Source organism: Paenibacillus hebaui, from assembly GCF_051934385.1.
In the GTDB taxonomy this organism is placed as follows: Bacteria; Bacillota; Bacilli; order Paenibacillales; family Paenibacillaceae; genus Paenibacillus.
This window is the reverse complement of record NZ_CP196836.1, coordinates 1,500,453-1,513,091: the sequence shown is the minus strand read 5'-3', so window position 1 is coordinate 1,513,091 and position 12,639 is coordinate 1,500,453. Positions and strand designations below refer to the sequence as shown.

Annotated in this window: 11 protein-coding genes; 2 read left to right on the top strand and 9 right to left on the bottom strand. The window is 44.9% G+C overall.

Annotation, left to right across the window (positions count from 1 at the left end):
• Nucleotides 1–391 precede the first annotated feature (391 nt).
• The 6 genes from ACR32F_RS06650 to rhaD all read right to left on the bottom strand — a co-directional run bounded on the left by ACR32F_RS06650 (nt 392) and on the right by rhaD (nt 8,684).
• On the bottom strand, nt 392–1,507 hold the full coding sequence (locus ACR32F_RS06650) for a copper amine oxidase N-terminal domain-containing protein (protein ID WP_440117320.1): 1,116 nt from the start codon (nt 1,505–1,507) through the stop codon (nt 392–394).
• Between the two features lie 235 nt (nt 1,508–1,742).
• Nucleotides 1,743–3,116 carry an ABC transporter substrate-binding protein gene (locus ACR32F_RS06645; protein WP_440117319.1) on the bottom strand — a complete coding sequence of 458 codons (1,374 nt, stop codon included), beginning with the start codon at nt 3,114–3,116 and terminating at the stop codon, nt 1,743–1,745.
• 375 nt (nt 3,117–3,491) lie between these two features.
• Nucleotides 3,492–4,313, bottom strand: coding sequence for a carbohydrate ABC transporter permease (locus ACR32F_RS06640; RefSeq protein ID WP_440117317.1), 822 nt, complete (start codon nt 4,311–4,313; stop codon nt 3,492–3,494).
• Nucleotides 4,310–5,272 (bottom strand): carbohydrate ABC transporter permease, encoded by a 963-nt coding sequence (locus tag ACR32F_RS06635; protein WP_440117315.1) that lies wholly within the window; start codon nt 5,270–5,272, stop codon nt 4,310–4,312. The genes ACR32F_RS06640 and ACR32F_RS06635 overlap by 4 nt, the downstream gene beginning before the upstream one ends.
• A gap of 416 nt (nt 5,273–5,688) precedes the next feature.
• Nucleotides 5,689–7,506, bottom strand: coding sequence for an APC family permease (locus tag ACR32F_RS06630; RefSeq protein ID WP_440117313.1), 1,818 nt, complete (start codon nt 7,504–7,506; stop codon nt 5,689–5,691).
• Nucleotides 7,507–7,832: 326 nt separating this feature from the next.
• Entirely contained in the window at nt 7,833–8,684 is an 852-nt protein-coding gene (rhaD, locus tag ACR32F_RS06625; protein WP_440117311.1) for a rhamnulose-1-phosphate aldolase, read from the bottom strand.
• Between the two features lie 444 nt (nt 8,685–9,128).
• On the opposite strand from rhaD, the gene ACR32F_RS06620 reads away from it, so the two are divergent.
• Both ACR32F_RS06620 and ACR32F_RS06615 read left to right on the top strand, forming a co-directional pair.
• The gene (locus ACR32F_RS06620) at nt 9,129–9,479 is read left to right on the top strand and encodes a hypothetical protein (protein WP_440117309.1); all 351 of its coding nucleotides are present in this window, start codon (nt 9,129–9,131) and stop codon (nt 9,477–9,479) included.
• 12 nt (nt 9,480–9,491) lie between these two features.
• A complete protein-coding gene (locus ACR32F_RS06615; RefSeq protein WP_440117307.1) occupies nt 9,492–10,736 on the top strand; it encodes a hypothetical protein in 1,245 nt (414 codons plus the stop codon).
• Between the two features lie 37 nt (nt 10,737–10,773).
• Here the strand turns inward: ACR32F_RS06615 and ACR32F_RS06610 are convergent, their stop codons facing one another.
• From ACR32F_RS06610 to ACR32F_RS06600, 3 genes are all read right to left on the bottom strand, one after another.
• Entirely contained in the window at nt 10,774–11,199 is a 426-nt protein-coding gene (locus ACR32F_RS06610) for a GNAT family N-acetyltransferase (protein ID WP_440117305.1), read from the bottom strand.
• A 222-nt stretch (nt 11,200–11,421) separates the two neighbouring features.
• Nucleotides 11,422–12,024 (bottom strand): hypothetical protein, encoded by a 603-nt coding sequence (locus ACR32F_RS06605; RefSeq protein ID WP_440119715.1) that lies wholly within the window; start codon nt 12,022–12,024, stop codon nt 11,422–11,424.
• 254 nt (nt 12,025–12,278) lie between these two features.
• Complete coding sequence (locus tag ACR32F_RS06600; protein WP_426253288.1) at nt 12,279–12,566, bottom strand: hypothetical protein; 288 nt, start codon at nt 12,564–12,566, stop codon at nt 12,279–12,281.
• Nucleotides 12,567–12,639 lie beyond the last annotated feature (73 nt).

The window sequence follows — 12,639 nt, the reverse complement described above, 5'->3', positions numbered from 1 at the left end:
TACATACACTTTACAAAATAGAACTATTTCCTAGGATTCAACTGTAAACAGGACCAATTCCAGTGCATAATTATGTCTTTTCGATCTTTTTAATTCATATTTATATGCATTTTATACTATTCGTGTCATGTTAGCTTACATAAAATACTCATCTCCATTAAATTTCCGACATTTTAATACAATCACTTCCGCCTTATATTCAATAAGAATTAGGACTTAAGCCATATATTTTCACACGACAAAACGATACGATAATCAAATCGGATCACCATATTACTCCATTTTAAAGTTAAAGTATTAAAAACAGAGTCGATCCTAATCAATGGAATGTAAAAAAACCACAAGTCCATCTCCAGTTTCAGAGACTTCCTTGTGGAATATCACTTCCAGATTATTTGATTAATCCTTTTTGCTTCACGTACTCGTCAACGTATCGATCCGCATTCAATGAGGCTGAGCCAATCCAGTCTGAATACGTTTTTCCAAACATTTTATATAGTATCTCACTCGTATATTCATTACTCAATCTCCCAAAAACAACATATAACTGTTTTACAGTATTCGTGTGTTTTTTACCATTCAGATCGGTCCACGTTACTTTTTTATTAAGATCTACCTTACTTATATCCGTCGTATATATTTTTACAATCGATCCATCCACTTGGAAGTAAACACGGATACTTTTCTCGTAAGGATGACCCTTGAGAATGCTCCATCCTTTCATATCCCCCGAAGCTGGCACAGCATAAAGTTTTCCTTTCGTTGGGGTAGTTGCGGCTGTTACATTGTTTGGTTTGGCAGGTTGTTCGATATTAACAGCCATTGTTCCTTTACCCATGGATATTTGCATCTGCTTCGTTTTGGCGTTATACGCCAATGCTCCATCCAGAGCATCTGAGAGAACAGAGGCAGGGAACAAGGTTACGCCATTTTGTATAAGCAGTGGTGACTTGAGCGTTAATGGCTCTCCATTTAAAGCTGCCTTTGTTCCGGTTTTGGGGAGGGTTAGTTTGGTAGAACCAACTTTAATCTCATAGTTGCCCTGTTGAGCTATGTATGTAACACTTCCCCCCAGCGCCTTGAATACCTCTGTCATCGGAACAAGAGTCACACCATTTTTGATATATCCCCCATCAATGGCCTCGTCCAAGCTGCCTGATATGATAACCGATTTCTCGATATTTTCGACCTTAACGGTAATTTTTGAAGAACCCACGCCAGTAACTTTTAACATCCCATTTCCCAAGAGATTGAGTAAATGTGGATTGCTTATCGTAAAATCTGTTTTTGAGAGTCCGATATGATTACCTAAAAAAGGATAATCTACACTGGTCATCATATTCTTCTCATCATAAATTAAAGCTACATCAAAATCGATTTTATCACCAACTATTGCTTCGACTTTACTAGGCATAAGCTGAATATCTTTAATTTTGCGATCCTCCGCATAAACACTTGAAACAAATAACAACATAAAGACCATGATTAGAACGGATACTCTTTTCATTCTCTTATTCTCCTTTTTAATCTTAATAGGCTAATTTAATCGGTAGTCAATTTAACTCCGGGCAGACCTGCCCAATAACACTACATCTTTTCGTTCATATGTATTGAAATACCTACTTTAAACCCCCTATTCTATTTTCGGAATGATCAATACATATTGTTAGATTATTCCTCTTATTAACACAAAAAATTGGATGCAGCTTGATCGCTGCATCCAATCCTTGAGAATAATGATCTTACTTCTTCACCGTACTGTTATACTGAGCAATCTTATCCGTAATTTGTTTCGCTGCTGCATCCAATGCTTCCTGTGGCGTACCTTGTCCATTTAGAACGGTCTCAATCGCTGTTTCGACAAGTTGTCGAGCTTCAGGGAAAACACCCATAACGGCCCCGGATGTTGCTGTCGAATTAGCGGAAGCGTGCAATTGGTCAACTGCTGTCTGGAATTGCGGGTACTTCGTCATATTATCCTTTAATACTTGCTGATCGTAGGCTGCTGTCGTAATAGGGAAGTATCCTGTCGCAACGCTCCAGTTGGCTTGTACCTCAGGTGTAGCCAGGTACTTGATGAATTCCCAAGCCGCTTGCTGTTGTGCTTCCGATTTGTTGTTCATGATGTACAAGCTCGCTCCACCAACCACGACGCCACCTTCTTTGGCATCAGCTGGACGAGGCAGGAAGCCTGTTCCCAGTTCAAACTTTCCGCCTGAACCTTCTACGATTTTGCGCAGGCCAGCCGTGGAATCGAGGGTCATGCCGATTTGCTGTGCGGTAAACGCTGCTGTTGTATCATCTGTGCTACGTCCCAGATTAGAGACGGTTTTTTCGTCCATCATCTTTTTCCACCACGTCAACGTCTTCACACCTGCTTCAGAGTTCAGCAGGGATTCAGTGGCTGCGCCATCTCGTCCGTTACCATTGTTTACATAATCTGCATTCTGGTTCGCAAAGAACTGTTCCATAAACCAGCCGTAGATCGCCATGGATGCGCCCGGTTTACCGTCTTTCGCCAATGCTTTGGCTGCTTGCTCAAACTCTTCATACGTCTTCGGCGGGTTCTCCGGGTCCAAACCTGCAGCTTTGAACATATCCTTGTTATAGTACAGAATCGGGTTCGATGTGTTAAACGGCATGGCGTTCAATTTGCCATCAATCGTGTAATAGCGGGTGATGTTTGGCTCCAATTGGGACAAGTCGAACTTATCTTTGTCGATGAACTGCTGGACAGGCGTAATCATGCCCGAATCGATCATGAACTTGCTGCCGATCTCATACACCTGGATAATGTCCGGACCACTATCTGAGCCCATGGATGCTTTGAGTTTGTTCAGACTTTCATCGTATTTCCCTTGGTAGATCGCCTTCACCTGAATGTCCGGGTGACTGGAATTGAAATCGGAAGCGAGCTGATTAATGGCTTTCTCCCCTGCACCGGACATGGAATGCCACCAGGTCAATTGTGTTGGTTCAGCTGCGGCCGCTTCTGCAGGAGTTCCACTTGCCGGGCTACTTGTTTCTGCTTTGGTACCGCAAGCGGAAATGACCAACATCAGGGCAGCCAGCATTAATGCAAATGTTCCTCTTTTTTTCAAACGAAATCCGATCATAATCGCTCTCCTTTTATATGGCTCGCTTCAACATAAAATCTTGGAGATGACACGGAGTAGCCGTTACAGTTACGAATCGTTCTTTCGATCGCTGTTATCCCTGGATTTTTTTCTATTCCCCTTCAAAGGGGAAAATCCCGGGATAAAGGCGAACGCTTCGCTTCTTCAGAATCGATTTCGTCCCCTCCACTACTACCGTCGTTCATTTCAACATCTTATTTGAAGCACGAGCCTCATTTTATTCGCTCCTGGTATCTAAAACCGTAGACCTTGTACGAAGATACAAGGTTTAATTCAAAACCTCTAAATCAAAATCTTTAGATCAAAACCTTCAGAACTTCCATTTCAATTAAATAGTATTAATACTTACTCTACTTACCCCTTCAGCGCGCCTGCGGCCATTCCGCGGACAAGCTGTTTCAACCCGAAAATCAGTAGCAGTAAGGATGGCAGAATAACCATTGCTGTTCCGGCAAACACCAGATTCCACGCCGTGGATTCCTGAAACTCCAGCATCGAGATCCCGATCTGTGCAGTTCTCATCTCTGGTGTGTTCGTCACCAGCAACGGCCAGAGATACGAATTATACATGCTTAAGAATGAATAGATTGCCAGTGTTCCAAGTGCCGGACGGGACAAAGGCAAGACATGCGATATGAAATAACGGATATGACCGCAGCCGTCGATCTTCGCCGCCTCGAACAACTCCTTCGGCAGCTGCATGAAGAACTGTCTTAACAGGAATGTACCAAACGCTGTGGCCAGAAACGGCACCGTGAGTCCCTTGTAGCTATCCAGCCAGCCCCAACTGCGTACTGTCAGATAGTTGGGAATCATCGTGACTTCCCACGGAATCATCATCGTAGCTACAAACATGCTGAAGATGACGTTTTTGCCTCTGAACTGCATTTTGGCAAAAGCATAGGCAGCCATACTCGCTGTAATTAATTGTCCAAGCGTTGTCAGTCCTGCGACAAGAAAGGTATTGCCGATAAATCGACCGATCGGAACAATATTGAATACTTCGCTAAAGTTGGACATGTCAATCGAACGCGGAATGATATGCGGCGGATAGGCGCTCGCATCCTCTGGAGTCATCACGGCCATGAAAAAGGTGTACATCACCGGATACAACACAAGCGCTGCACAGATCGTTAGCAACATATACAACAGGGTTTTGGTCCATGTCGCACTCATTGGTAATGCACTTTCCTCTCTACCCATTTGAACTGGATCAGCGTCAGCAGCATAATCACCGCGAACAGGATCAATGCCTGCGCACTGCCCGTTCCAAAACGGAAATTAACGAACGCTTCCTGGTAGATCGAATAGACGAATACGTTCGTACTGTCCATCGGGCCACCTCGGGTTAGAATGTTGATCTGACCGAACGATTGAAAAGCACCAATGATCGAGACTACTGTGACAAAGAACAGGGTTGGCGACAACAGCGGCATTGATATTTTGCGAAAAGTAAGCAAGGGACCCGCGCCGTCGATCTTGGCACTTTCATAAATCTCATCCGGTATGCCCTGCAATCCGCTGGATAGAATAATGTAATTAAATCCGAGATTCATCCAAATCGTCATGATGGAGATCGAAATTAATGCCCAATCCGGGCTCGTCAGCCAGGGAATCGGATCGATCCCGACTTTTCCTAATAAATAATTCAGCATACCCAGGGTCGGATGGAACAGAAACTTCCAGATGACCGCTGATGAACCGACAGATAATACCACAGGCAGGGAGAATACAAACTGGAACACACGCATTCCCTTGAAACGATTGTGGGTCAGTGCAGCTAGAATCAGAGCAGCCAGCATGCCGGTTGGCACGGTAAACAGAACAAACAACAAGGTTACTTTCATGCCCTGCATAAATAGTCCTGACTGGAACACCGCCTTGAAGTTGTCCAGTCCAACATAAGCTGCAATCTGTCCCGTCGGATCTGTGGAATGCAGACTGAGATACACGGACTTAAACATCGGGTAAAACAGAAACACTGCAAACAAAAGCAGCGATGGTGCCAGGAAACCATAGGCCAGCATATTCTCCCGCATTCGCTGCACACGCAGCGAAGCTGTCCGGCGCTCACTCGTACCGGATACGCGCCGTTTGGCGGCGGGCAAGCTGATCCGGTTATCAAGCTCACTCATCGGATTTTCTTCCCCCTTGATCTACGCATTCGGTGTGGGAACTTCCTTATGAACTTCACCACCACGTTATCTAGTGTAAAAGCCAACTGTCACAGCAGAATTCGTTCTGAATCAACGCAGCGTTAATCGTGGACAAGTGACTTTACCAAACCAGAGAGGTTAAAGAGAATTCAAACCGGGGTCAGTGAACAGCAAAAAACCGCAAGAACTCCCTGCATTTGGGAATGTTCTTGCGGCTTTGGTGTGTAAAGGGACGATGAACAACGAGTAGATGTAAACTCTATAAATTTAACAAAAAACTGGATATTAAACGTTTACGCAAATGTTCGGTTGAGCCTGTCTACAATCATGCCTGGGGTCAGCTTTGCAATTAAGCATGTTAGAAACCGGTTTCGAGCCAGTGTAACTGAAGCCTTTTAACGATTGAGATGATAGGGAACAGTCGTGACAATCACGTCTTTGTAATTGATCAGGTAGGCGCGGATCATGAAGCTGGTCTGGTTGTGCAGTGCATTTTGCCACCAATGCTTGGTAATGAATTGCGGAATCAGAATGGTAATATGGTCCGTCTCGGCCGTCTTCCACTCTACGGTATCAATGAATTTCTTGAGTGGCCCCATAATGCTCCGGTATCTTGATTTAATCACAACCAGGCGAACACCAGGATTCCATTCTTCCCATTTCTGCTCCATCTTGCGGATCGCCTCATCATCAAAACCAATATACAAGGCGACCACATGGTCTGACATCGTCTGCGCGTAACTAATTGTATTCATCACGACCCGAGTAATGCCAGCCACCGGAATGATGATGGTATTGCCCTTTCTCGCCGGTTTCTCCAGATTGATGTCAATCCGTAATTCATCCGCAATGTTACAGTAATGACGGTGAATACGCATGAAGATATAGACGACAAATGGCAGGAAAATAAAGATGACCCACGTTTGCGTGAACTTGGTGAATATAAAAATCAGTGTAATCGACAGAGTAGTGACCATACCAATCGTATTAACGAGCAACTTCACACCCCAACCGGATGGTTTGACTTTGATCCAGCGAATCATCATGCCCAGCTGAGACAGAGTGAAGGGAATGAACACACCTACCGCATAGAGCGGAATCAGGCTTTCCGTATTTCCTTTGAACCCGACCACCAGCAGTGCGGACATGACACTGAGAAAAATAATACCGTTCGAGAAGCCCAGACGGTCTCCTCTGACCATAAATGCATGCGGCATGTATTTGTCCTTCGCCATCATGAAGGATAACAGCGGGAAAGCTGAATATGCTGTATTGGCTGCCAGAAACAGGATCAGTGCCGTTACACCCTGGATAATAAAATACATCGTGCCCCTGCCAAACGTGGCTTCAGCAATCTGGGAAATGACCGTTGCTTTGGGATCAGGCTTCACTCCGTACCCATAAGCCAGCAAGGTGATGCCGATGAACATGGCACCCAGAATACAACCCATGAGCATCAAGGTTCCGGCTGCATTTTTCTCGGCTGGCTGCTTAAAGTTCGGAATGGCATTACTAACCGCCTCAACCCCGGTCAGAGCCGAACAGCCTGAACTGAATGCCTTCAGCAGCAGAAACATACTCACATGTGAAAGACTCGTTCCGAATTCCGGTGCAGCAGCTTCCATGCCTCCCGCCAGAAATTTGATTCCCCCGGATATAATCAGAATCGCAATCGAAAAGATAAACAGATATATGGGGATCGCCAGCACGGAAGCTGATTCCGTCACTCCCCGCAAATTCATTATTGTCAGAAATACAATCATAATGAGTGCAATGACTATTCTGTAATCATGGAGCATCGGAAATGCCGACGTAATCGCATCCGTCCCTGCAGACGAACTCACGGCAACGGTCAGAATATAATCGACCAACAAAGACCCTCCAGCAATCAGGCTCGATGTTGTGCCCAGGTTATCCTTGGCTACGATATACGCGCCGCCTCCGGTTGGATAAGCAAATATCGTCTGACGGTAGGAAAAAATTAATATGACGAGTAATCCCAGCACGGCGATGGAGATGGGAACAGAGTACCATAAGGCGGCGAATCCGGCCGCAACGAGCACCAGTAAAATCTGTTCCGTACCGTAGGCAACGGACGATAGGGCATCAGAGGACAGGATGGCGAGCGCCTTCCATTTTCCCAATTTTTCTGCATCCAGTTGCGCCGATTTCATAGGCTTGCCTATTAAGATTCTCTTCATTTTGCCAAGCATGATCATAACTTCCTTCCATCCATCATCTGTGAAGCATTGTTATTATGCAAAATCACGGGGCCAATGACAATACGTCATTTCACCCGAATTTCGCCAGCGTGTGATAATGCATTCTACGATTCAATAATCGATAACAAAGCCATTCTTGTTCAGTATTTTGAACTATTTTGAACCAAAACGACGTTTGATAGCCAGAAAACAGGAAATGGCCTTCGGTTCATTGAACCAAAGACCACTTCCTGTATACATTGAATCACTAATTTCACACAGAATCACTGCGCAGCAGAACAAGCTTTTTTAATTGTTGTTAGCTCCAGATTAATTCGTTACACCTTCATGCCCAGTATGCCAGGACGCGGAGTAACCCCGAACACTTGAGCCAATGTTGTCAGCTGCTCATCGGTAATTCTCTGTCTAATCTCATGACCTGCAACCAGCATGTACACTTGAGCTGCTTTCTCAATGGTCTCAATCAGTCCAAAGGCTTCATCAATCGTAGTCCCTGTTCCGAAAATTCCGTGCTGCGGCCAGATGACGGCATGGTATTCTTTCATCTTTTCAGCCGTTTCACGACCGATCTCATTCGACCCTGGCACCATCCACGGAATAATACCAACCCCGTCCGGAAATACAACCACACACTCCGTGCACATCTGCCATAGGGTTTTTGTGAACTTTGCCTCATCCAGCTCGTGGATGAACGTCATCGCCAGCACATGTGTCGCATGATTGTGCATGACAACGCGGTGGTTCGGGTCCATTTTCAGTCGTTCGATATGGCTCATAAAATGCGTAGGTAATTCACTGGTCGGATTCGCCCCCGATTTGAAACCCCATAACACTTCCAGCTCCTGTCCATCCTTCGAAACACGCAGCAATCCCAGATTGCTCTCTGGATCAGCGAGTACATTTTTGAAATATTTGCCCGAAGCGGTCACGATAAAATACTTGCCTGCCAGCTCATGCATCGAAAATGCAGGCTTCATCCTGCGTATCACGTGATTGATATCGATATATTGAGCAACTTCCTCTTCCTCAAGCAGGTAGCTGACATTACCGCCATTGCGTTCGTCCCAACCATTTTTCCACATATGCTGTGTAATCTCTGCCATCTCACGGACAAATGGGATATTCCAGCCAGCAACTTGTGTTGTTTCGCTATTAAGGGTCACGTTCATGATCATTCTCTCCTTATTTTGAACATAGTATGGCTTGCCACGTACGTATTAAGTTCCTTTTTTCACATTCATTATACCTTTGTTTATCTTTATAAGTCAAATAAATAAGCCTATATACCCTTTATTTAATTTTGTTTTTATTTGTTTTTCTTTTTTTCTAAAATAAAGCAAAAAAATACCCCGCCGGCGCCCGGCAGGGTCAGTCACACATCTATTTAACACGAGAAGGGGTTTACAAGAGTTATCATACCTCCGCTACCTTAATAGAAGCTGAAATTGGCATAAAAAAATGCTGAAAACATATGACACCTTTAGACAGAAGATTCAGTTCCTTCTTTTCCCTCTGCAACCACGACTCACTGTCCAAACCCTTTTATGTTATCTAGCATATGCTATTCTAGCTTCTCTCAGGAAAAGACATCATTAAAAAAGGGGGATGAATCAATGGCAGTCTATTCCACTGGCCCGATCGAGAACAACCTCTCGGGTGGCAGCAGGCCTACGCAACAAGTCACAATCAAGATGGTTAACACCGATTCCGTAAATACGTCCAATGTACTTATTGAAGGCTATGTCCTGAACGGAACCCGAACCTTATACGTGCTTCAATCCGTTGATCTGAATCCCGGGCAAGTCTTCTCTCAAACTTACTATGCCAATTTGGATGGGTACGAATATGTATTCACAACGAGTGGAGACGCAGCCGCATTGACTGAAATTTCGGTGTGGGGCAAAAACAGTGCCGGACAAATCGTCACTGCGCATCGCATGGTATCCAATGAAATTCGACAATAAGGAGTGGATACAATGGCAACGATCTCATCTGGTCCCATTGAGAACAATCTGGTAGCCGGGTCAAGACTTACCCAATCGGTTACCGTCAAAATTGATAATAACGATCCCGTCAACGCCTCGAATATTCTGATCGAAGGATATGTACTGAACGGAACACGAACCTTGTATGTACTGGAAACCGTTATGCTTGCTCCCAATCAAGTTTTCACCAAGAGCTATTTCGCCAACCTGAATGGCTTCGAATTTATTTTTACGACCAGTGGCCCGGCAGAGAGCTTAACTGAAGTTTCGATGTGGGGCAAAAATGCAACAGAGCAATTAGTCGCTGCCCATCGACTGGTCTCCGCAGAATTGCTGGGCGCAGAAGGTGGAACTCCGGACTTTGAATGGGGACAGACGATCTATTGGGCTGATTCCAGCGCCCCAGGACCAGGCACCGGATCACCATTCGATCCGTTCAACTCCCTTCAGGCTGCCATTGACGCAGCTACGAACAGCCCGCTCGCTGTTACTTTTGGCATGAGAGCCCGTTTGATTATTCTGATCGCCGGCAATTCATCGTTCGATGAAGATATTGTCATTCCACCTGCAAGACATGTACAGATTCTCGGCCTCGGCCCATGGCAACTGGGTAACTCCGATCTGGCTAACTTCGCTTCTTCCATCCCACGCAATGTCACCATCCAGACGAGCCAGGCCGCAGAAGACGTCTATCTGGTACAAGGACCTGCCTTTGACGCCCGTCCCGTTACGGTGATTGGTACACTCAATAATGGTACATCCGTCAGTACACACACCAACTACACGGACGGCGCCATTATAAGCGGTGACGTCACTTTTCAGAACGTTGCTGTAGGTGACCCATTCACTACAATTGAATTCCAGTTACTCAATGCAAGAGTGGTTGGAAATATCGTGCAATCCGGCCACATGGGTAATCTGAACACGTACCTGTATCACAGCCGGATCAACACGATGGTGCATAACGGGTTGAATATTCAACGGATGGTGGATAGTGCTTCGGATAGCACGATTAACGTAAGGGGTTACTCCCACATTACCAACTCCACAATTAATGGTAGCGTAACTGTTACGCTCGCCTTGAGTGATGTCCCGCCCACTGGTATATTCAGTAGCCAGTTCGCCACCATAACCTGGACAGGGCCTTTGACGCTGGACGCCGCCTCCAATTATTATTTTGTAAACAGTGGATCAACACTTATCGGAACCAAAACGGTATTGTTCAGTTTGGCTTAATACCCGAATCCCTTCCCTTCATTGGGCGGGGATTATCTTATTTTCTCAGCATATAGGACGGGTGCATTAGCCCTGTCGGTTCATAACGTTCATCGCGTACATATTGGATTTGGAATCCCAGCTTGGAGAGCATGTGACGTGACACATCATTGTCTGGATGATGTCCGGCAAACAGCGCTTTGACTTTCAGTTCTCCGAATGCATAATCAATTACCGCCCGTGCTGCTTCCATCGCATAGCCTTTGCCCCAATGATCCCGGGTCAGATGAAAGCCCAGTTCATATATCTCTTCTTCTGGAGAATATGGACGCAAGCCGCAGCAACCGACAAACACCTCCGAATCTTTATGAAAAAGAGGCCAATACTGCACTCCCGCCTCGTCTTGCCTCTTTATTTCCTGAGCCAACCTGGCTTCCACTTCATCCTCGCTCAGAAATCCCTTGCTGCTAATCCACTTCGTCACCTCATGATCTCCCCATAGCGCAAACGCAAAAGCGCGATCCTCCTTCGTTCCATGTTGAAAATTCTAGTCGCTCGGTTTCAAATACGATTGTTCTGTTCATCATCTACTAACCTCCTGTATGCCAACACAAGTCTGCGTGCCGCTTATACATTAAATTAATCGAATGACCGTCAGGGTAAACATCATTTATAATCTGTACATGTTCATTCCTTCTAATGACACTTATAATTGCTTAGCCAATTTCTCAAATTGATTGATGTGAGGCTTGATCTCTTTCTCTACACTTTTAATAAAAGAAATAAACTGCTTGGGATTATACTCATCTCCAACACCAACACTTTTATACACTTTTCCCTTTTGATATGTAAATGAGAATATATAACCATTCTTTAAATCATTCCAAATGTCTCCGGCATACCCCAAGATTTCAAGACTCAATTTCGAATCTTTGTAAGCAAAATAATATGGCGGGTCATATTCTCCATTTCGTACATCATAGCCTGCAATCCACTGGTCTCTCGCAAATGTCCCCGTTTGGATTCGTGATTCCAGCATTTCTCCAGACAAAGTTATTTCGGTAACCTGAAGTTCACCTTTACCTTCTTTTCTATCATTCTTCCAGTTTCCATCATACTTGGACTTTGTAATTCTGTCCTCTCCGCGTGTTATAACTTTATAAACGCCATGTCCTGAACGTTTCCCCTGTGCCCAGCTCCCTTTGTAGCTTTTGGTTTTCCCCCAGGTCATGGTTCCGTTCCCGTGAGGTTTTCCATTTTTGCTCTCCCCATAATATGTAGCCCCATTCCCATACTCCAGGGTAGTCATATCAGTCGCCGCCTGAGCAACATGTGGTGACAGGATTACAGATAATCCTAGAGTTACCCCCAAAACGTAGATAAACATCTTTCTCAACATCAACTCTTCCTTTCCCGCTGTAAAAGAATATCATTCTTATAACAACTATTTAATTTTATTAAGACTTTAGTATAATATCACTTCTAATTCAGATACAGCCATAAAAAAAGAAAAACCCCTATCGGAAACATGTCCGACAGAGGCTCAACAAGTGAATTACATCCTTAGAAATCAGATGTTGCAATTTGAATCGTACCGGTAGATGCACCAGCTGCACTAGTCAATAAGGCAGCTACGAGCAGCAAGTCCACAGACAGTGTAAGGCTGTTGCCGGCAGGAATTAAATACGTGATGACAGGTGCATTCACGCGAGTAACAACCAAATCGACTGCAAACGGACCAAAGTTGTTAACCGTGATGCTGGCATTGGTGCCCCCAGCCAAATTCTCGTAGTAGGATTTGCCCACGCTTGCAGCCAAATTGTAAAATTGTTGTGGTAAAAGGATGGCCATTGAAATCACCTCCTTTTGCTTTGATACGGTATTCTATGTTTGAAATCTATTAAAGTAACGGTGAATATCCAGC